Genomic DNA, 20,247 nt, shown 5'->3' with positions numbered 1-20,247 from the left:
AGTTTTCGAGGTTTATGATCGATAATCAAAAAATAATAGAAAAGACCTATCAGCTTTACTTAAAATATGGGATTAAAAGTGTTAGTGTGAACGAAATTTCGGCCATGCTCGGTATTTCCAAAAAGACACTTTATCTCCATATCCGAAGTAGAAATGAGTTGTTGGAGCAGGTTGTGGACTATGGCAGGCATAAGTTTCTGACAGGCTTACGCCTAGCTATTGATGCTGAGGTAGAGGTGCTTCCGCAATTGGCTCAGTTTTTTCATTATGTGATCAAGAATGTCCGAAAAACAAACCCTTCTTTCCTGCTTGATCTGAAGAAGGTGAGTCCAGTCCAGTACCAGAAGGTGGAAGATCTTCGAAACAACCAGTTGTACCGGCTGATTCGTCCGATTATTGAGCGGGGAGTTGAGCAGGGGCTGTTTCGTTCTAATCTGGATCTTCGTTTGGTCTATCTCAACCTGATTTCGAAAATGTCGGAACGCGCAGCACGTGTGTCACCGGCTTATAGTCAGGCTATTTTGGGAGATACCATGTACCGGCTAATTCTAAATGATTTGATTGGAATAAGCACGGTGAGCGGACATCAGAAAATTGAAAGACAGTATAGTGATTTGCTCCAGCTTGTTCAGCCGGAGTTGTATATAACTAATTCAGAAAACAATTAAGACCAATTAACAATGAGTAGAAAACAGATTATGCTGTTTGTTCTGGCGTCGCTCCTTTTTCAGGGAGCGATTGCTCAGGACAAGCTTTCCATCGACTTAAACGAGGCGAAGCAACATGCTTTGCAGTTCAATAAAAATATCCAGAACTCAGCGCTTTCGGTGCAGCTTTCGCAAGAGCAGCTGAAGCAGACAATTGCTGCTGGATTACCACAGGTTGATGCTACGGCGGATTATAACAATGCTTTGGGAGCCGAAATTTCCATTCAGTTTGCCGAGGGACAACCAGCCTCACAAATTCCGATTGACCCGACCAGTAGTTTCAATTTAACGGTAGGGCAGTTGATTTTCAGCGCCAACTACTGGGTGGGTGTTCAAACGGCCAAGTTGTATCAAAAGCTTTCGGAGAAGAGTCAGACCAAGACTGAGCGCAATGTCCTTAGCCAGGTTGTTGAAAGTTATTACCTGGTTTTGGTTTCTGGCGAGACCCTGGAAATTCTGCAGGGAAACGTCAAAAACCTGCAAGCCATCTATGACAAAACGGCCCCTTTGGTGGAGTTCGGAATGACCGAAAAGGTGGAGTTGGACCAATTGTCGGTTCAGCTGAACTCGCTTAAAAATGCAGTGAAATCGGCAGAGAGACAACACCTGATGGCGGAGAATATGTTGCGCTTGCAGTTGGGAGTTGAAGCCGATACGGAGTTGGAATTGACCGAAGAACTGGATGGATTGCTGGCTGATGATCCGTTTGAACAAAGCCTGATGGAGGGATTTGAACTAACTGAGAACATCGACTACCAGCTGATGACGGCTCAGGGAGAAGTGCAGGAAAATCAAGTGGACATGCAAAAAGCCAATTACCTGCCTACCTTGTCCAGCTACTATTCGTTCAACCACAAAATTCTAAAGCCGGCTTTTGATATGGCTCCTACGCACATGGTTGGTCTGCAAATGAATATTCCGATTTTCTCAAGTGGCGAGCGCAGGGCAAAAGTGCGGGCAGCTAAGATTGATCTGGAAACTTATCGTAATGAGCAAGCCCTGTTGGAAGACCAACTTGCCATTCAATATAAACAGTTGAGCTTTAACCTGAAAAGTGCATTGGAGAACTTTAAAAATCAACAAACAAACATTGAAGTTTCGCGCGAGGTGTACCAAAACCTTAAACAGAAATATGAGCAAGGCATGATATCGAGTCTGGAGTTAACCAGTGCCGATAACAACTACCTCAAAGCCGAATCGGACTACCTGCAGGCTGCATTGGAGCTACTGCAGGCCCAAAATCAATTAAACACGTTAACCGGAAAACTTTAAAAAACAATGAAACAAATAAACATGAAACGATTCAATTACAGTATAGCTCTGGGAGCATTGGTGTTGTTTGGCCTGGGGGCTTGCTCTTCTGATCAGGAGAAAAAAGTGAAGGAAACTCCTGATGTGGTTACCGAAAGGGTACGTGTAACAACATTGGGAGCTGAAGAAATTACCCGAACCGTGGAATATACAGCGACTCTGGAGCCCTTTAAGGAAGTGCATATGGCACCGACTTCGCCAGGACGTATTGAAACTATTCGGGTTGAGCTTGGCGACCGCGTGAAAGCAGGACAGGAGTTAGTTCGGATGAACGACACCCAACTGATTCAGGCTGAAATTCAGCTGAATAATTTGAAGGCAGACTATACGCGTCTGGATACCCTGAAAAAACTGGGAAGTATTGCTCAGCAACAATACGAACAATTGCAGGCACAATACGAAGCAGCTCAGGAAAATGTTGACTTTTTAAGAAAAAATACCATTCTGAAGGCGCCTTTCAACGCGGTTATTTCAGGGAAGTATTTTGAATCGGGCGAGATGTATTCCGGAACACCGGTGGCAACGGTGGGTAAAGCAGCCATCCTTTCGGTCATTCAGGTAGATAAGTTGAAAGCCATTGTGAGTGTTTCCGAAAAATACTTTCCTAAAGTGGAACTGGGAATGCCGGTGAGCTTGCGCTTTGATGTTTTTCCGGGAGAGTCTTTTGAAGGCAAAATCTTCCGTATTGCACCGACCATTGACTCACAAAGCCGCTCTTTTGAAGTGGAAGTAAGTATTGACAATCCCAAAGGGCAGCTTCGTCCGGGAATGTTTGGTCGCGTAACCATTGGTCTGGAGAAAACCGAGGCAGTTGTACTTCCGGCCTTAGCTATTCTGAAAATGCAGGGATCGAACATCCGCTACCTGTTTGTTGAGGAAAATGGCCGAGCAAAACGGATTGACGTTCAGCTGGGAAAACGTTTCGATGACAAGGTGGAAGTTATATCTGATCAGTTAACAATTGGCGATCAGGTGATTGTTGAAGGTCAGGCCCGCTTGTTGGACGGTGGTCTGGTTGAAGTGGTAAACTAGTCTGATCAGAAATAATGTAGAATTTAAGAAACAACAATTATGAGTATATATAAAAGTGCGGTTGACAAACCGGTTACTACCTTCATGATTTTTGTTGCCATCATGGTGATGGGGGCGTTCTCGCTCATCAACATTCCGGTTGATTTGTACCCGGAAATGGAGCCGCCCTATGTCTCGGTGATGACAACTTACTCCGGAGCCAACGCGGCGGATATTGAAACCAACGTGACCAAGGTGCTCGAAGATGCCTTGAACTCCGTAGATAAATTGAAGGAGATTTCGTCCACCTCGTCGGACAACATTTCGGTTATTTCTTTGGAATTTGAGTGGGATGCCAACCTGGATGAAGCAACCAATGATATTCGGGATGTGATTGACCGGATGCTGGACAACCTGCCGGATGGGGTAGATCGTCCCACTATTTTCAAGTTCAATACCAGTATGTTCCCCATCCTGTTTTATGCCATCACGGCAGAGGAATCCTATCCGGGACTGGAGAAACTGATTGACGAAAAAGTGATTAACCCCTTGAACCGGGTTGATGGTGTTGGTTCGGTAGCCATGGTGGGAACGCCCCAGCGGATGGTTTATGTGGATGTGGATCCGAAACGACTGGATGCTTACGACCTGACGCTGGAACAAATTGGTTCGGTCATCTCGGGCGAAAACCGGAACCTTCCCTTGGGGAATCTGAAAATGGGTAAGATCGATTACCAAATTCGGGTTCAGGGAGAGTTCTCCGAAAGTGAACGAATCAACAACCTGGTGGTGGCCAGTAGAGATGGCAAGCAGGTTTTTGTGAAGGATGTTGCCACGGTGCGCGATACCTTGAAAGATGTTACGCTGGAAGAACGGATTAACGGAGAAACCGGGGTGCGGCTGTTTGTCATGAAGCAGTCGGGTGCCAATACCGTAAAAGTTGCCCGTCAAATCAAAGACCGACTGGAAGAGTTGAAAGTAACACTGCCTCCGGATGTCAAAATTCAGGAGATTTTTGACTCTTCGACCTTTATTAAAGGATCAATCAGCAACCTGTCGTCCACCCTGATGTACGCCATGATCTTTGTGGTGCTGGTGGTGCTGTTCTTCTTAGGACGTTGGCGGGCCACCTTCATTATTGTGCTTACGATTCCAATTTCGCTGATTGTTTCGTTTGTTTACCTCTACCTGACGGGCAGTTCGCTTAACGTTATTTCATTGACCTCGCTGTCGATTGCCATTGGAATGGTGGTGGACGATGCCATTGTGGTCTTGGAGAACATTACCCGGCATGTGGAGCGGGGAAGTAGCCCACGGGAAGCTGCCATTTATGCGACCAACGAAGTGTGGATGTCCGTTATCATTACCACTTTGGTGGTGGTGGCTGTGTTCTTCCCGCTGACCTTGGTGTCGGGAATGACCGGCGTATTGTTCAACCAGTTGGGATGGATTGTGACCATTACCGTTGTTACTTCTACCCTGGCCGCTATTTCGCTGACACCGATGTTGGCCTCGCGGATGTTGAAGCTGAGTCAAAAGAAAAAACCTCGCCGGTTCTCCTGGGAGAATACCATTGAAAAATGGCTCTATAAATTTGACTTGATGTATGAGAACTTATTGCGTCGTTTGTTACATTACAAGTCCATGGTTATTATCAGTACCTTCCTGGTGTTCTTTGGATCCTTATTCCTGATGAAATACATTGGAAGTGATTTTATGCCGGAATCGGATGAAAGCCAGATTCAGGCCAATATTGAACTTCAAACTGGTTTGCGGGTGGAAGAAACTGCAAAGGTTACGCGCCAGCTGGAGGCAACCATTCGTGACCGGTATCCGGAAGTGGAATTGATTTCATCTTCTTCGGGAGCCGATGATGAGGGCGGATTCATTTCGATGTTCAGCACCACCGGGTCCAACATCATTAACCTCACTCTTCGCTTGAGCGATATTGACGAGCGTGAACGGACGGTTTGGCAGATTGCGGATGATTTCAGGGCGCAGGTTGCCTTGCTGCCTGAAGTTGTAAGTTCCACCATTTCAACATCAACACAAGGACTTGGAGGGTCAGGAAATACCGTGGATTATGAAATCTATGGTTACAACTTCGATGTAACGAACCTGTATGCCGAGCAAGTTTTGGACCGGCTGAAAAGAATGGATGGAGCACAGGATGTGACCATTAGCCGGAAGAATGACAAGCCCGAACTGCAGATTGTCTTGGATCGGAACAAGTTGTCGGAACATGGGCTGACAACCGCTCAGGTATCAATGTTTATTCGTAACCGCATCAATGGTCTGGTTCCTTCTTACTATAAAGAAGAAGGGGAAGAGTATGACATCAAAATCCGTTTGGAAGAAAAATACCGGAACTCCATTTCTGATATTCAGGAAATGACAATTGTGACTCCGGCCGGACAAAAAATCAAGCTAAAAGAACTGGGTAAAATTGAAGAATACTGGTCGCCGCCAAGCATTGAGCATAAACGTCGCGAACGCTTGGTTACCATTTCGGCATCACCCGACGGCATTTCATTGGGTGAGCTGGCTAACCGTATTAAAACCGAGACCGCTCAGCTTGATACGCCTCCTGAAATTGTGGTTTCGGTTGGTGGAGCCTATGAAGATCAGCAAGAATCGTTTATGGATTTGGCCATGCTTTTTGGCTTGAGTTTGATCCTGGTGTTTATTGTGATGGCTTCTCAGTTTGAATCGTTGCGGATGCCGCTGATTATCATGTTCTCCATACCGTTTGCTTTTACCGGGGTGATTTTGGCCTTGGTGATTACCGGAACCACCCTGAGTGTTGTGGCTGCCTTGGGAGCGGTGCTTTTGGTGGGTATTGTTGTGAAAAACGGTATTGTATTGGTCGACTTCATTAACCTGATGCGGGATCGTGGAGTGGAGTTGTATGAAGCCATTGCCCTTTCCGGAAGGTCGCGTTTGCGTCCGGTACTGATGACCGCTGCCACGACCATTCTGGGAATGCTGCCCTTGGCCATGAGTACCGGTGAAGGAGCTGAAATCTGGCGCCCCATGGGAATTACAGTTATCGGTGGTTTGATATTCTCAACACTGGTTACCATGGTTATTGTGCCCGTGATGTATGCTGTTTTGGCCAGCCGTGGCGAACGCCGCAAGAAGGAAAAAGTGAGACAGCAGTTCGTATTTATGGATAAGTAAAACTGAAAAGAAATGAAAGCCGTATTTATAATTTTTAATCAGGCGAATACCGAACGTGTAGAGTACATGTTGGATCGCCTGGATGTTAGAGGATATACCTGGTGGAACAATGTACTTGGACGGGGCTCGGTGGATGGCGAACCTCGGATGGGTACTCACACCTGGCCTGAAATTAACTCAGCAGTCATGACGATTGTGCCCGACGAGAAAGTTGATGTTCTTCTGGGAAAAGTGCAGAAACTGGATGAGGTCAACAAAGAAGTTGGCGTGCGGGCCTTTGTTTGGGACGTTCTAAAATCAGTATAAATCACTCTTTGTCATGGCCCTTCCCAATCGCAGTTTTGTTGATAGGGGGAGGGCCTTTTTTTGTCCGAATGATTGGGGCCGGACTTCAAAAGCTATTGTTTGATGAAGTTGTGGCGCATCACCCGGGGAAACAAAAACGTTTGAAATACACCACGGCTAAGCATAAACAACATCATGGCCAGCCAAAGTGCATGTTCGCCTAAAATGGGCTGCATCAGAAAGTACCCCGGCAAAAAGACCAGTAGACTGGCGCCAAGCATGCTGTTGCGCATTTCTTTGGAGGCTGTGGCACCAATGTAAATTCCATCCCAAATAAATGAGGCAAACGAAAGCAAAGGAAGCAGTACCAGCCAAAAACGAAAGTTAAGCGCTGTTTCAATCAACTCTTGCTGATTGGTGAGCAGGCCTAAAATGAGCTGGTTGGCAAACAGGTAAGTTAGTGCAAAAGCAAAGGCCAGCAGGCTGCCCCAATAAAAGAGCAGACGGGTTAGCCGCAGGAATAAACCCCGGTTTTGTTCGCCTTTGTAGCGACCGGCCAGTGCTTCGCCGGCATAGGCAAAGCCGTCAATAAAAAAGGCAAAAAACAGTAAAAACTGTATAAGAATGGAATTGACAGCCAGCATGTGGTTGTTAATACTGGCCGATTTTGAGGTGAAAAAGGTAAAAACAAAAATGACACAGAAGGTGCGGATGAAGATATCGGAGTTGACCCGAAAAAAGTTTTTCATGGCCTTGGCATCGATAATGGCGGTCCAGTTCCAAGGCTGAATCAATTGACGATAGGATCTGAAAAACAAGAACAGCCCCAGCACAACACCCAGGTACTGGGCCAGCACCGTGCCCAGAGCTACCCCAGCCGAATTCAGGTGAAATGTTTTAACAAATAGAAAACTTAACACGATGTTGAAAACATTGGCAGCAATCGATGTAATCATAGGTAGTCGGGCATTTTGCATGCCTAAAAACCAACCGTTGAGAACATACAGCCCGAGTGTGGCCGGAGCTGCCCAAATTCGAATGCGGAAATATTCGCGAGCCAGTGATTCGACTTCATCTGTTCCGTTAATCAATTGAAAGCTCAGCCATTCAATCGGAAACTGCAGAAAAAGGATGAGTAGCCCGATAACGCTTGAAATCAGCATGGCGCGCAGCAAAATATGGTAACTTTCTGGTTTGTTTTTTTCGCCGTAAGCCTGTGCGGTAAACCCACTGGTGCCCATACGCAAAAAGCTAAAGCCCCAATAGATGAAGTTAAAGATTACGGTCCCCAACGAAACAGCGCCAATGAAGACTTCAGAATCCAGATGCCCCATTAGTGCCAGATCGACCAGTCCCAATAATGGAATGGTGACGTTGGCAACAATGTTTGGAATAGCTAAACGGAGAATATTTCGGTTCACAATTTTTTTTGTGCAAAGGAACAAAAAATAGTTTAGGCCACTAAATTCACTTTACGCCAGTCTTATGTAAGCAACGAAGAATGACAGAAAGCCTGTAAACAAAGGAGCTTTTCAAAGGAGGAGCCGCATTTCCTCTCATTGGCAGATCCTATTTGGGATAGATATTTTCAATAAAAATAGATCGAAACTAATTTGGTTGAAAACAATTTACCCCTTAGTTTTGTATATAAAGATAAAGAAATCTGAAAATCATAAAATAAGATTAATATGGCATTTGAATTACCAAAATTAAGTTACGCATACGACGCTCTTGAACCATTAATTGATGCGCGCACAATGGAAATCCACCATAGCAAGCACCACGCAGCTTACACCAGTAAGTTGAATGACGCGGTTAATGGAACCGAGCTCGAAGGAAAATCAATTGAAGAGTTGCTGGCCAATGTGTCATCGCACTCAACAGCCGTTCGTAATAACGGTGGTGGTTTCTATAACCACAATTTGTATTGGGAAATCATGACCCCCGGTGGGGCATCCCAACCTGAAGGAGATTTATTAAAAGCTATAACTGATTCGTTAGGATCAGTCGATAAATTTAAAGAAGCTTTTGCCAATGCAGCTGCAACCCGATTTGGTTCTGGTTGGGCTTGGTTGGTAAAGCAGGGTGATAGTTTGGTTGTTTCATCAACACCCAATCAGGATAATCCTTTAATGGATGTTGCTGATGTGAAAGGGACTCCAATTCTTGGAATTGACGTTTGGGAACATGCTTATTATTTAAAGTATCAGAACAAACGTCCCGATTACATTGAGGCTTTTTGGAAAGTCATCAACTGGGATGAAGTAGCCAAACGGTTTAAAGGTTAGTTGATTTTTGGTTTTTTTCCCCGAAGCAGAGGCTTCGGGGTTTTTATTGCCCTAAAGTTTGTGTTTTGTAGTTTATCCTGAAATTTTGAATGTCGTGGAAATCCCCGGTATTACTTCTGTTTTAAGGTGCAGAAGTTGTTTCATTCGGAAATTCTGGACTTACCTTACTCGAAAATTCTAATCTTTTATTAAGCTCGGATCGGGCAGTTAAAGCTGACCGTTTAACATCGCTTTCAATATTCTCCTTATTATTTCTCCCACCAATATTCGATCTTCACTCGATTTGTAAAAATTAAGTCAATTCAATCATTGTAATTTCAGGTAAGATGCCTAAACGACCTTGGTAACCAATAAACCCAAAGCCACGATTTACATACAGATATTGGTTTTGTTGTTGGTATAGCCCTGCCCATTGGTCGTACACGTATTGAACCGGACTCCACTTAAAGCCAGGAATGTCAATGCCAAACTGCATACCATGCGTATGTCCGCTGAGGGTGAGTGTAATGTCTGTGAAATTTTGACGAACTTCAGCATCCCAATGCGAGGGATCATGGCTCAATAATATTTTTAGCGGAATATCTTTGTTTTCCAATCCGACTATTGCTTGACTCAGATTTCCATATTTGGGAAAGCCAACTTTTGCTCCCCAGTTTTCAATACCAATTAAGGCCAGTTGTTGCTTATCCCGCTCCAGGAGCACGTGTTCGTTGAGCAGTAACCGCCAGCCCATGGTTTCATGGTGTTGCTTGAGCGTTTCCAAATTTTGCTTTTTGGCTTCTTCAGAAGGCCAGGATACATAATCACCATAGTCGTGGTTTCCCAGTACAGAATATACGCCTAAAGGGGCTTTTAACTCTTTGAAAACATCCAGGTAGGGTTCTAGTTCCTCCGCTTTATCATTGACCAGGTCTCCGGTAAAAACAATCAAATCGGGTCTTGTTTCCATGATGGCAGCGACTCCTTCAGCCACGGCCTCCCGGTCATCAAAACTCCCCGAATGAATATCTGAAATTTGAATAATACGCAAGCCTTTAAAGGCATCCGGAATGGAGGGATTGTTTAGCCGGACACGCCTGATTTGGTACCGGTACCGATTGGTCATACCATAAAGCAAGCCTGAGGTAAGTGCAGCCCCCATCAGCAACGCTGTTTGAGAGATAAAGGTAAACCGGCTGATTAAGCGTGAGCCTTCAGCAGGAACATCAGCAGGGCTATTCTTAAATGACAGGAAAAACTTGACCGCATTGGGAAGCAGCAGTAGCAGATCGCCAAGTAACATGATCGCCGCAATTAGTACTTTTCCTAAAAACACGCCAATAAGCCCGTTGACCAGGTACTTAAGAGCAACCGATGGCCATGCCGTTTTGCCCCAGTGTGGAAAGGCCCACAAACTCCACAAGGTAGCGAGCGAAAGCAGGACATAAAGTAAAAATACCCCCCATTGCGTGCTATTGTTTGCAGGGCGCAGAACGGTTCGTAAAGCTACAAAAGAATAATACTCAACGGCCAGGATAAAAAGGCCAAATATTAGAAATTGTTTGCTAATCATCTTCTTGTTTTCTGGTTTGCTGCTTCTTTCGCTGACTGTTTTGACTTACTGGAGAATCATTAGAAAAGAAACGGTCAAATAATAACAAGTGGATCCGTGATATGGTTGTGGTTGCAACTTGAAACTGAAATATGACAGTGGGAATAGCGAACATTGAGTTTATGTCAGAGATATTGGATTTTTGGGAAGCTATTTTGAAAGGATGCTCAAATACTTGTTCTCATCTTGTAAGCACTTCATTGTTAGCATTCGGGCTTTAACCCCTTGCTTGGCGGGTTATCTGGAATCCTTTTAAATAGCTGGCGGCAGGTTTTTTCTTCAAACTTTTTAGACTTACTTCATGTTAGAATGAAAAAAATCAACCAAAAGTCTAACTTTTAAATTAAAGATTATGTCATTTGAATTACCGGTGTTACCCTACGCTAAAAATGCGTTGGAACCCTACATTAGTGAGCAAACATTGGAGTTTCATTACGGAAAACACCATCAAGCTTATGTTAACAACTTGAATAATCTGGTGCCTGGAACGGCGTTTGAAAATGCTGATCTTGAAACGATTGTTAAAGAAGCCGAAGGCGGCATTTTTAATAACGGAGCACAGGTTTGGAACCACACGTTCTACTTCTTCCAGTTTTCAGCTACGCCGGTTTTAGAACCTGCCGGAGCATTAAAAACAGCCATCGAAGAATCATTTGGTTCAGTTGACGCCTTCAAAGAAGCTTTCAATAAAGCGGCGGCTACTCTGTTTGGTTCAGGCTGGGCCTGGTTGGTTAAAGATGAGCAAGGGAAATTGAGCATCGTTCAAACCAGCAATGCGGCCAATCCTCTGCGCGATGGCTTAACGCCATTGATGACTTGCGACGTGTGGGAGCATGCGTATTACCTGGATAAGCAAAATGCCCGTCCGAAATACATTGAGGATTTCTGGAAAGTATTGGACTGGAAAGTCATTTCAGAACGTTTCTAAAAACAATAGGATGAGTACAGAGAAAGTATTGGAGGCTTTGGCTGGCGCAGGCAAGCCATTAAAAGCCGGAGAAATTGCCGAGGCTTCAGGTCTGGATAAGAAAGAGGTGGAAAAAGCCATGAAAGAACTGAAAGCCAGTGGGCAGATCGTTTCTCCCAAACGTTGCTATTGGGAGCCTCAAAAATAGAAGAAGGGACCTTTAAGGTCCCTTTCTTCGTTTGCGAGTATTAACTATTAATCAGCCAGAAAATAATTTTCAACTTTATTACACCTAAATTAAAATCAACCAAAAATTATTTTTGAAGCAGGTTTTCCATTTCTTCCAGCGTTTTTCCCTTGGTTTCCGGAACCATCTTCCACACAAAGAAGAACGATAGCACACTCATCGCTCCGTAAAAACAGTAAGTCACGCCACTGCTAAATTCCATCATGGCCGGGTAGGTGGATGAAATGAAATAGTTGGCGGCCCATTGGGCAGCCACTGCGATGGCCACAGCTTTCCCTCGAATCTTATTGGGGAAAATCTCTGAGATTAAAACCCAGGTGATTGGACCCCACGACATCATGAACGAGGCGGTATAAATGATGATGAATACCAGCGTGCTGATGCCAATGATTTGCATAAAAGCCAGTGTTCCGATGGCAAACATGCCAATGGCCATACCAATGGATCCAACCATCAGCAAGGGCTTGCGTCCCCATTTGTCAACCGTAACAATGGCCACAACGGTGAAAATCACGTTCACCAGTCCCATAACCACGGTTTGCAGCATCGAAGCATCTTTTTCAGCCCCCATGCTTTCGAAAATGCGCGGAGCGTAATACAAGGCCACATTGATGCCTACAAACTGCTGAAACACAGAAAGCAGGATCCCGATGATAATGATCACTTTGCCATAGGCGAATAACCGGGCTGAGGATTTTTCAACGGTATTTTTGATCTCCTGAAGAATTTGCTGTGCCCGTTCCTGTCCATTTATTTTTGACAGAATAGCCAAGGCTTCTTCATCTTTATGATTTAACGCCAGGTAACGTGGTGTTTCCGGAACGAAAAAAAGCAAGATCCCAAAGATACCTGCCGGAATCGCTTCCGAGGTAAACATTCGTCGCCAGCCAATGGTGTTGATCCATTCCAAAGATTGGCCATTCGCAATTCCCCAGTTTACAAAATACACCACCAACATTCCGAAGATAATGGCAAACTGGTTGATTGATACCAAGCGTCCGCGAATGTCAGCCGGGGCAATTTCGCCAATATACATGGGGCAAACAGCAGAGGCTAAGCCAACGCCAATGCCGCCAATGATGCGGTAAAAGTTGAAAGTATAAAGCAGACCCATGGTAGGCTCGCCTTTGGTGAAAAAGAGAAATTCCGGATTTCCGGAGCCCAGCGCACTTAGGAAAAAGAGCAAGGCCGCGAGCATCAGTGACTTTTTTCGTCCAAGGTGTTTGGCTAACAAGCCTGATAATCCGCCCCCGATGATACAGCCAATCAGCGCGCTGGATATGGTAGCACCATGCACCCAGGAGCTTAGGCCGAGTCCGTTGATCAGATAGGCTTGAACCGATTTTTCGGCTCCGGAAATAACCGCCGTGTCATATCCAAAAAGCAAACCTCCAAGCGTTGCCACCAAGGTGATGGCAACGATATAGAGTGAATTTTGTCCTTTCATATTGCTTAAATGTAGCAGTTTATAAGCTGCTCGAACATTTCTTGTTTTCCACTACGTTGTTTCGGTTCGCCAATTTCTTGGGCTGCAGCATACAAGTCTTCCAGACTTAATTTACCGGCATCAAATTCGGCTCCCTTGCCTGAGTCGAAAGAGGCATAGCGCTCTTTGCGCAATTTCAGATAATCTGATTCTTTCAGAATTTTATCGGCAATAATCAGACCGCGGGCAAAGGTGTCCATTCCGGAAACATGAGCAATGAAAATATCTTCCAGGTCCGTAGAGTTACGGCGGACTTTGGCATCGAAGTTAATGCCTCCGTGGGTGAAGCCTCCTGCACTGATAATTTCCAACATGGCTTCCGTTGTTTCGTAAATGTTGGTTGGAAACTCATCCGTATCCCAGCCATTTTGGTAGTCGCCTTTGTTGGCGTCAATTGATCCGAGCATACCGGCATCAGCAGCCATGCGCAGTTCATGGGCAAAGGAGTGTCCTGCCAGGGTGGCGTGGTTCACTTCAATATTAATTTTGAAGTCGTCTGCTAAACCATTCTTTTCCAGGAAACCTAAAATGGTTTGTGTGTCGTAATCGTACTGGTGTTTGGTGGGCTCCATGGGTTTGGGCTCAATCAGGAAAGTCCCTTTAAAACCTTGCTTTCGACCATAATCGCGTGCCATGCGCAGGAATTGTCCCATGTGCTCCAACTCCTTCTTTGTATTGGTGTTTAGCAAGCTCATGTAGCCTTCGCGGCCGCCCCAAAAGACATAACCGGTTCCGCCCAATGCAATGGTGGCATCAATGGCATTTTTAACCTGAACTGCAGCCTGGGCAACAACATCGAAATCAGGGTTGGTAGAGGCACCATTCATGTAACGGGGATTGGAAAACACATTGGCTGTTCCCCAAAGCAGTTGAATGCCAGTTGCCTGCTGACGGGCTTTGACGTCATCAGTCATTTTAACCAGGCGTTTTTCAATTTCGAAAACCGAAGCGTCACCAACCAAATCCACATCGTGGAAGCAATAAAAAGGAGCCCCAATTTTTGAAATGAACTCAAAGGCGGCGTCCAAACGGTGCTGGGCTAAATCCATTGGGTTTGAAGCACCATCCCATGGGAAAACCTGTGTTCCTGGTCCAAATGGGTCTCCGCCATGATCACAGAAGGTATGCCAGTAGGCTACTGCAAAACGCAGGTATTCTTTCATGGTTTTGCCACCCACAACACGGTTTTCATCGTACCATCTGAATGCCAGCGGATTTTTTGATTCCGGTCCCTCGTATTTGATCTTATCAATACCCGGGAAATACTCTTTGTTACCTTTAAATACAGTCATGTCCTATTGTTTTATGGTTATTTATCTTTTATATCCAGCGCAAATAATTGGGGCTGCAACCAGTCGCATGATTCGTACAGACTACCAGAGGTTTTCGCCATAAGACCATCCCTCCCGAACAGGTTCTTTGATGTAGTCATCTAATTCAGGGCGGTTTGTGATCTTCATATTTTGAGCATCGTAGTCCAGTCGTCCTCCAAATCGTTGAGCCAAAACACCCACCTGCGCCATTTCCATCAGGCTAGCTGAATAGTCAAAGTTTGAACCGGGCAAGGTTCCGTTTTTGATGGCATCAACCCATTCTTGTACCGGTTTTTCTTCACCTACTCGGGGGATCGTTTGTGCTGGTGGATTTTTCAGGAATTCCTTCATTTCTACCTCAGGAACCAACAGGCGTGCGTCATTGGGTCTGCCACCTGTGATCAGTGTCTTTTTGTCTCCAATCATGATCATGCCACTTCCCGGCAGTTCATCGACGCCCCATTCGGGTCTGACGACTGGTTTTTCAAAACCTTCGTACCATTTCATGGTCACCGGAGCTTTGTTGCCACGCGCTGCAAACTGCCAGGTAACTAAAGATTCTTCGGCAACAAAACTGTGGTCGGGAACCGGGTCTGTGACAATGGCCTCCACAGTATGGGGTAATCCTAAATCTAAAGCCCAAAAAGGAGCATCGAGCGTGTGGCAGCACCAGTCGCCTAATTTCCCGTTTCCATAGTCGTAAAAGCCCCTCCATGTTCTTGGAGCGTATAAGTTGTTGAATGGACGTTCAGGAACCGGTCCTTGCCAGAGATTCCAGTCTAGTCCTTCGGGTACTTTTTGTTCTTGCGGCGGAAAAGTTGTTGGTTTGCCAAAATAGCCATCCTTTTCAAAGTTAATTTTGCCTTGCCAGGCAATCACTTCCTTGACTTCTCCAAGTACACCTGCTTCGTACCACTCTTTTGTCAAGCGAATGCCGTTGGTCGTATGTCCTTGGTTACCCATCTGTGAGACAACACCATAATGTTTGGCTGCTTTTTGCAAGGTGCGTAATTGCCAAATATTGTGGGCCAATGGTTTTTCAACAAACACGTGTTTACCTAACTCCATGGCGGCCATTGCTGCCGGAAAGTGAGTGTGGTCGGGTGTGGCGATGATGACGGCATCAATGTCGTTTGCCATTTCGTCAAACATCACTCGAAAGTCTTTGTATTTTTTCGCATTGGGGCGTGCTTCAAATCCTTTTGCTGACATCCGGTCGTCAACATCGCACATGGCGACAATGCTTTCTGCCGGAACCTGGGTCCAAGATGCGGCACCCCGGCCTCCAACACCAATTACGGCAAAATTCAAACGGTCGCTTGGAGAACAGCGAATCATGTTGGGAATGAATACAATGCCAGCTGTTGCTGCAGAGGCTGATTTCATAAATGATCTTCTCGAAAAGTTTTTCATAGGTATTTGGTTTAGGTTTAAAGTCGTTCGGATTAAATCACTTTTTCAAGTTCTGCTTTCCATGTTCTGTAGGCTTGCTGATAAGCTTCAGACTGGCTCATGGCAGGTTCAATGGTTTCCAGTTTGGTCAGGTTCTCAAAGGCTTCTGCAGCGGATTTATAATAGCCTGATCCAATCCCGGCACCCCGGGCGGCACCAATTGAACCATCTGTGTTGTATAGTTCGATGGTTGCTCCGGTAACGCCAGCCAGCGTTTCCCGGAATATGGGGCTCAGGAACATGTTGGCTTTTCCGGCGCGAATGACTTTGGCATCGATGCCAATGGTTTTCATCACCTCCATGCCGTACTTAAACGAAAACACAATACCTTCCTGGGCTGCACGGAAAACATGAGCCTGAGAGTGAATGTTGAAGTTGATTCCGGCAAAGGAGGCACCCGGATTCTGGTTTTCCAGCACACGTTCGGCGCCATTGCCAAAGGGCAGAATACTTAGGCCTTCAGCTCCAATGGGGACTGTGGCAGCCAATTCATTCATTTCGGCATAGGATAAAGCACGATTGCCAACCTGGTGGTTAAGCCATGAATTCAGAATTCCGGTTCCGTTGATGCAAAGCAATACGCCCAAGCGGTTGGTTGCCGACGAATGATTGACATGGGCAAAGGTATTGACCCGGGATTTTGGATCGTAAGCAACTTGCTCGCTCACCCCATAAACTACGCCTGAGGTGCCCGCTGTTGTGGCAACTTCTCCCGGATTCAGTACATTTAGCGAGAGCGCATTGTTGGGCTGATCGCCTGCCCGGTAACTTATTTTTGTGCCTTTAGCCAGGCCCAGTTCACGGGCAACTACTTCGCTTACTTCACTCTGAACGGAAAAAGTGGGTACAATTTCGGGAATGAAGGAAGCTTCGAATCCGTAATAGTCCATCACCAGTTTGGAAACTTCGCTTTTTTGAAAATCCCATAAGATTCCTTCAGATAAACCGCTGGCTGTTGTATTGATTTGCCCGCTCAGTTTCATGGCAATATAATCACCCGGCAGCATGATTTTATGAATCCGGTTATAGTTTTCCGGTTCATGGTCTTTCACCCATTTTAGCTTGGAGGCTGTGAAGTTGCCTGGCGAGTTTAACAGGCTTTGCAGGCACTGTTCTTCTCCAATTTCAAGAAGTGCTTGATGCCCGATGCTGGTTGCCCGGCTGTCGCACCAAATGATGGACGGGCGAATAACTTGCTGCTGCCTGTCCACCATGACTAAGCCGTGCATTTGGTAGGATATGCCAATTGCATCGATTTGGTGTGGTTCAACCTTCGATTGGTTGAGAATGTCTTTCAAAGCCAGTTTAAGGTTTTCCCACCATTGTTCGGGGTCTTGTTCGGCCCATCCGGCTTGTTGTGCCACAATTTTCATTTCCTGTTTGGGATGGAACGAAGAGGCGAGACAGGCGCCATTTTCGCCCGCAATAAGGGAAACCTTGACAGATGAGCTGCCGATATCAAAGCCGAGTAGGTACATAGTTTTGTGCTTATTGTTAGGTTTTCTTCCAGATTAATCCGTTCTGTTCTGGTATGGTTGCAAATTTAGAGATCGCTTGTTCGATTTCAAAGCACCCAAAAGATGTTGTAAAGCAGATTTCGTTAGAGTGATTGCCTTACCGTCAGTTTAGTTGGAACACAAAAGTGAATCGGTTGGCTGTTGGTGACAAATTCAGCAGCCTTTCGGCCCATCAATTCAAAGTCGGTTGAAAGGACCGTTATGCCGTTTTTGACATACTTTTTCATGGGGGTTTCGTTGTAGGAAATTACCCCCACCTCTTGTCCCGGTGTGAGTTCCTTTTGATCACATTGGTCCAGAAAACGAGCCAGCATGCGGTCGCTGACCATCAGGTATAAATCTCCGGACTGAATATCCAGCTTTTTCGAATCCTTCAGTACCTCACCCGGAATCTGATGATCTTGACAAAACTGATTGAAGTAGGTGATGGACTCTTGTGGATGATAAGTGAATTCAGGATATAAATAAATGAATCGTTTGTATTTGCTAATGAGTGCGATGTTGCTTTTGAACGAAGTGTATAGAGTTTCTCCAAAATCCTGGTAAACGGCTGAGTTCGCTTCGTTGGCATGAATCCGCCAGTCAATGATCAGCAGTTTGTTTTTGGGAATCCGGTTGATGATTTCCGGTACTCGTTCATGGTCAAAGTTCATCACAATGTAGTTGGTGTATTTGCCAATGCTTTCTTTCAAAATAGTTTCAAATACATTGATGTTGTAGTGATGAAAATGCAAGTCGACAGTAACATTCGGGGGCAAATTCTCTAAGAAGGAGCCGTACAAAACTTCTTTGTAGGCTTTAAAGGTGTCTAAAAACAGAAAGACTTTGGTGGTGGCTTTGGCCACAAAATAGCCCTTGTTCGGCACCGATTCAATGGTTCCCCTGTTTTTTAGCTCAGCATAAGCTTTAAAAACGGTATCACGCGACAATTCACTTTCCTTGCACAGCTGGTTTACTGACGGCAGAATATCGCCTACTTTCAGCAGGTTTTTGCTGATGGCTTCGGTTACTGCGTCAATCAGTTGTTGAAATTTCAATTGGTTCGAAGTTGGATCAATCCGGAAATGGAATTTACTCATGATTTTCAGTTCTTAAGGTGTTCTGTTCTGGTATGCAAACTTACAAAACAAATTCAAAAAAGGGCGGTGTTTTTTCTGTTTTTGAGCAGAAGGCTCCGATTCCGATAGCTAGGGTGATCGGGCTGACCATTAGAAAAGCAAGCTTTGAACTCTTTGGGATGAGCTGAATTTTTTATCTTGTTGCTTGCTTTGCACAACTAAAAATCAAAGATCATGTTGAAAGAATTGATTCTGAAGAACAGAAGTTTTCGTCGTTTTAAGGAAGGGGAGCGAATCAGCCCCGAACAGTTGCGGAATTGGATTGATTTGGCGCGCTGTTCAGCAAGTGCACGCAATGCGCAGTCGCTCAAATATGTTTTGGTGACCGAAGAGGCTGACTGTGAAAAGCTGTTTCCTTTGCTGGCCTGGGCGGGCTATCTGAAGGATTGGTCGGGCCCGGCAGAAGGTGAGCGCCCGGCTGCTTACCTGATCATGCTGAATGACCGTGAAATCAGTGATAACTATTTTTGTGACCATGGCATTGCCGCTCAGAGCCTATTGCTTGGAGCTGTTGAGGAAGGCTATGGAGGCTGCATCATCGCTGCGGTGAATCGTAAAAAGCTGAGTACGCTTTTCAATTTAAGCGACCGGTATGAAGTGGTGCAAGTGTTGGCCTTTGGAAAACCGGACGAGGAAGTTGTTTTGGAAGAAATGGATGGTGATGACTACAAATACTGGCGTGATGAGCAAGGCGTTCATCATGTGCCTAAACGTTCGTTGGATGATCTGATTGTAAGCTAACAACTCACCAGGCGATCGCTTTTAAAACCGCCTTGTGAGTTGTTGCCCGTTTTTAACTCCTGATAAACAAAGCCTTGATGATGTGGCTGGCTATTTGGGGATTTTCTTTCAACCGACGGGTGGAGTAGTTAAACCATTGTTCGCCAAAAGGAACATAAACCCGCATTTTATGGCCGGCCTGCACCACGGTGTTGCGCAACTCCGGGGTTACTCCATATAGCATCTGAAATTCATACATGGATGGAGGAACCTGATAGCGCTCAATGAGTCTGATGGCTTCTTTTACCAGGAACTTGTCGTGGGTAGCAATGCCGGCATACATCTTGTTTTTGAACATGAACTCCAGGTCTTCCAGAAAATGGGTTCGAACTTCCTGATAGTCTTTGAAGGCAATTTCTTTCGGCTCAACATAAATTCCTTTGCACAAGCGGAAGTTCAGGGGATAACCATTGCTCGGAAACTTACTGAAATCGGTTAGATCATCGAGGGTGCGCCTCAGGTAAGCTTGAACGACCAGCCCTACATGCCCGCTGAATTCCTTTTTTAGCTTTTTGAAAAGCTGCAATTCAATGTCGACACATTGCGAGTCTTCCATGTCTATTCGGACGAAATTGTTCTTTTCAGCGGCTTTGGCTACAATTTCGCGCAGGTGTTGGTAGCAAACTTCCTGGTCAATGAGTAAGCCAAACATGGTTGGCTTCAACGAGAAGTTGCCTTTGATGTTTTCACGGGTAAAGCGATCAATAATCTCGAGGTACTGATTTTTGTTTTCTTCGGCTTGTTCCAGGTTCGAAATAAATTCGCCCAACAAATCGATCGTTACTTCAATATTTTGTGCATTAAGTTTGCGTGAAACCTCCAGCCCATCTTCAATTCTTGTCCCGGCGATGTATCGCTTGCTGAACTGCCAAATCAAGGTTTTTGGCATGTACGGGAGCAAGTTTGCAATCATCTTGTTCAACATGTTCTTTTGATTAGTTTAGTTTATACGGTTTTCAACTAACCTAAAATACGTATTCAGGGGCCTCTGTGTCAATGATGTTTGTCAGCGAAAAGGCATGACTTTGCGCATGTTTTTCCCTTGATGCCTTTC

At 45.3% G+C, this 20,247-nt stretch carries 17 protein-coding genes; 9 read left to right on the top strand and 8 right to left on the bottom strand.

What is annotated here, in order from left to right; genetic code table 11:
• Window positions 1–14 precede the first annotated feature (14 nt).
• From Q1A18_RS13105 to Q1A18_RS13085, 5 genes are read left to right on the top strand one after another with little or no spacing between them, the layout of a single operon-like run.
• Entirely contained in the window at window positions 15–668 is a 654-nt protein-coding gene (locus tag Q1A18_RS13105; RefSeq protein ID WP_299580902.1) for a TetR/AcrR family transcriptional regulator, read from the top strand.
• 12 nt (window positions 669–680) lie between these two features.
• Window positions 681–1,979: a TolC family protein gene (locus tag Q1A18_RS13100; protein ID WP_299580899.1), complete on the top strand. Its 1,299-nt coding sequence runs from the start codon at window positions 681–683 to the stop codon at window positions 1,977–1,979.
• Between the two features lie 21 nt (window positions 1,980–2,000).
• The gene (locus Q1A18_RS13095) at window positions 2,001–3,050 is read left to right on the top strand and encodes an efflux RND transporter periplasmic adaptor subunit (RefSeq protein WP_299580896.1); all 1,050 of its coding nucleotides are present in this window, start codon (window positions 2,001–2,003) and stop codon (window positions 3,048–3,050) included.
• Window positions 3,051–3,089: 39 nt separating this feature from the next.
• A complete protein-coding gene (locus tag Q1A18_RS13090) occupies window positions 3,090–6,209 on the top strand; it encodes an efflux RND transporter permease subunit (RefSeq protein WP_299580893.1) in 3,120 nt (1,039 codons plus the stop codon).
• 12 nt (window positions 6,210–6,221) lie between these two features.
• Window positions 6,222–6,515, top strand: a complete 294-nt coding sequence (locus tag Q1A18_RS13085) for a PG0541 family transporter-associated protein (protein ID WP_299580890.1) — start codon at window positions 6,222–6,224, stop codon at window positions 6,513–6,515.
• 92 nt (window positions 6,516–6,607) lie between these two features.
• Here Q1A18_RS13085 and Q1A18_RS13080 read toward each other — a convergent pair whose 3' ends face one another.
• On the bottom strand, window positions 6,608–7,915 hold the full coding sequence (locus Q1A18_RS13080; RefSeq protein ID WP_299580887.1) for an MATE family efflux transporter: 1,308 nt from the start codon (window positions 7,913–7,915) through the stop codon (window positions 6,608–6,610).
• Between the two features lie 267 nt (window positions 7,916–8,182).
• On the opposite strand from Q1A18_RS13080, the gene Q1A18_RS13075 reads away from it, so the two are divergent.
• Complete coding sequence (locus Q1A18_RS13075; RefSeq protein WP_299580884.1) at window positions 8,183–8,782, top strand: superoxide dismutase; 600 nt, start codon at window positions 8,183–8,185, stop codon at window positions 8,780–8,782.
• A 292-nt stretch (window positions 8,783–9,074) separates the two neighbouring features.
• Here Q1A18_RS13075 and Q1A18_RS13070 read toward each other — a convergent pair whose 3' ends face one another.
• The gene (locus Q1A18_RS13070) at window positions 9,075–10,334 is read right to left on the bottom strand and encodes a metallophosphoesterase (protein WP_299580881.1); all 1,260 of its coding nucleotides are present in this window, start codon (window positions 10,332–10,334) and stop codon (window positions 9,075–9,077) included.
• Window positions 10,335–10,722: 388 nt separating this feature from the next.
• On the opposite strand from Q1A18_RS13070, the gene Q1A18_RS13065 reads away from it, so the two are divergent.
• Together Q1A18_RS13065 and Q1A18_RS13060 are read left to right on the top strand one after the other, a co-directional pair.
• Window positions 10,723–11,301 (top strand): superoxide dismutase, encoded by a 579-nt coding sequence (locus Q1A18_RS13065; protein ID WP_363322891.1) that lies wholly within the window; start codon window positions 10,723–10,725, stop codon window positions 11,299–11,301.
• Window positions 11,302–11,311: 10 nt separating this feature from the next.
• A complete protein-coding gene (locus Q1A18_RS13060) occupies window positions 11,312–11,488 on the top strand; it encodes a helix-turn-helix domain-containing protein (protein WP_299580874.1) in 177 nt (58 codons plus the stop codon).
• A gap of 106 nt (window positions 11,489–11,594) precedes the next feature.
• Here the strand turns inward: Q1A18_RS13060 and xylE are convergent, their stop codons facing one another.
• The 5 genes from xylE to Q1A18_RS13035 form a co-directional block, all read right to left on the bottom strand.
• Window positions 11,595–12,974: a D-xylose transporter XylE gene (gene xylE, locus Q1A18_RS13055; RefSeq protein WP_299580871.1), complete on the bottom strand. Its 1,380-nt coding sequence runs from the start codon at window positions 12,972–12,974 to the stop codon at window positions 11,595–11,597.
• A 5-nt stretch (window positions 12,975–12,979) separates the two neighbouring features.
• Window positions 12,980–14,305, bottom strand: coding sequence for a xylose isomerase (gene xylA, locus Q1A18_RS13050; RefSeq protein WP_299580868.1), 1,326 nt, complete (start codon window positions 14,303–14,305; stop codon window positions 12,980–12,982).
• 81 nt (window positions 14,306–14,386) lie between these two features.
• The gene (locus Q1A18_RS13045) at window positions 14,387–15,739 is read right to left on the bottom strand and encodes a Gfo/Idh/MocA family oxidoreductase (protein WP_299580865.1); all 1,353 of its coding nucleotides are present in this window, start codon (window positions 15,737–15,739) and stop codon (window positions 14,387–14,389) included.
• A 32-nt stretch (window positions 15,740–15,771) separates the two neighbouring features.
• Window positions 15,772–17,256, bottom strand: coding sequence for an FGGY family carbohydrate kinase (locus Q1A18_RS13040; RefSeq protein WP_299580862.1), 1,485 nt, complete (start codon window positions 17,254–17,256; stop codon window positions 15,772–15,774).
• A 122-nt stretch (window positions 17,257–17,378) separates the two neighbouring features.
• Window positions 17,379–18,374, bottom strand: coding sequence for a GntR family transcriptional regulator (locus Q1A18_RS13035; protein ID WP_299580859.1), 996 nt, complete (start codon window positions 18,372–18,374; stop codon window positions 17,379–17,381).
• A 213-nt stretch (window positions 18,375–18,587) separates the two neighbouring features.
• Between Q1A18_RS13035 and Q1A18_RS13030 the strand changes: the two genes are divergently transcribed.
• Window positions 18,588–19,154, top strand: a complete 567-nt coding sequence (locus tag Q1A18_RS13030; protein ID WP_299580856.1) for a nitroreductase family protein — start codon at window positions 18,588–18,590, stop codon at window positions 19,152–19,154.
• 52 nt (window positions 19,155–19,206) lie between these two features.
• On the opposite strand, the gene Q1A18_RS13025 is transcribed toward Q1A18_RS13030, so the two are convergent.
• On the bottom strand, window positions 19,207–20,118 hold the full coding sequence (locus Q1A18_RS13025; protein WP_299580853.1) for a proline dehydrogenase family protein: 912 nt from the start codon (window positions 20,116–20,118) through the stop codon (window positions 19,207–19,209).
• Window positions 20,119–20,247: the final 129 nt, after the last annotated feature.

Source organism: uncultured Sunxiuqinia sp. (genome assembly GCF_947495665.1).
In the GTDB taxonomy this organism is placed as follows: Bacteria; Bacteroidota; Bacteroidia; order Bacteroidales; family Prolixibacteraceae; genus Sunxiuqinia; species Sunxiuqinia rutila.
Note: the sequence above shows the minus strand (reverse complement) of the source record. Positions and strands in the feature narration are given on the sequence as shown.

What these genes read in the sequence shown, in the direction of transcription:
- Q1A18_RS13105 (WP_299580902.1), top strand. Translation starts at nt 15, where the DNA reads ATGATCGATAATCAAAAAATAATAGAAAAGACCTATCAGCTTTACTTA.
- Q1A18_RS13100 (WP_299580899.1), top strand. Translation starts at nt 681, where the DNA reads ATGAGTAGAAAACAGATTATGCTGTTTGTTCTGGCGTCGCTCCTTTTT.
- Q1A18_RS13095 (WP_299580896.1), top strand. Translation starts at nt 2,001, where the DNA reads ATGAAACGATTCAATTACAGTATAGCTCTGGGAGCATTGGTGTTGTTT.
- Q1A18_RS13090 (WP_299580893.1), top strand. Translation starts at nt 3,090, where the DNA reads ATGAGTATATATAAAAGTGCGGTTGACAAACCGGTTACTACCTTCATG.
- Q1A18_RS13085 (WP_299580890.1), top strand. Translation starts at nt 6,222, where the DNA reads ATGAAAGCCGTATTTATAATTTTTAATCAGGCGAATACCGAACGTGTA.
- Q1A18_RS13075 (WP_299580884.1), top strand. Translation starts at nt 8,183, where the DNA reads ATGGCATTTGAATTACCAAAATTAAGTTACGCATACGACGCTCTTGAA.
- Q1A18_RS13070 (WP_299580881.1), bottom strand. Translation starts at nt 10,334, where the DNA reads ATGATTAGCAAACAATTTCTAATATTTGGCCTTTTTATCCTGGCCGTT.
- Q1A18_RS13060 (WP_299580874.1), top strand. Translation starts at nt 11,312, where the DNA reads ATGAGTACAGAGAAAGTATTGGAGGCTTTGGCTGGCGCAGGCAAGCCA.
- xylE (WP_299580871.1), bottom strand. Translation starts at nt 12,974, where the DNA reads ATGAAAGGACAAAATTCACTCTATATCGTTGCCATCACCTTGGTGGCA.
- xylA (WP_299580868.1), bottom strand. Translation starts at nt 14,305, where the DNA reads ATGACTGTATTTAAAGGTAACAAAGAGTATTTCCCGGGTATTGATAAG.
- Q1A18_RS13045 (WP_299580865.1), bottom strand. Translation starts at nt 15,739, where the DNA reads ATGAAAAACTTTTCGAGAAGATCATTTATGAAATCAGCCTCTGCAGCA.
- Q1A18_RS13040 (WP_299580862.1), bottom strand. Translation starts at nt 17,256, where the DNA reads ATGTACCTACTCGGCTTTGATATCGGCAGCTCATCTGTCAAGGTTTCC.
- Q1A18_RS13035 (WP_299580859.1), bottom strand. Translation starts at nt 18,374, where the DNA reads ATGAGTAAATTCCATTTCCGGATTGATCCAACTTCGAACCAATTGAAA.
- Q1A18_RS13030 (WP_299580856.1), top strand. Translation starts at nt 18,588, where the DNA reads ATGTTGAAAGAATTGATTCTGAAGAACAGAAGTTTTCGTCGTTTTAAG.
- Q1A18_RS13025 (WP_299580853.1), bottom strand. Translation starts at nt 20,118, where the DNA reads ATGTTGAACAAGATGATTGCAAACTTGCTCCCGTACATGCCAAAAACC.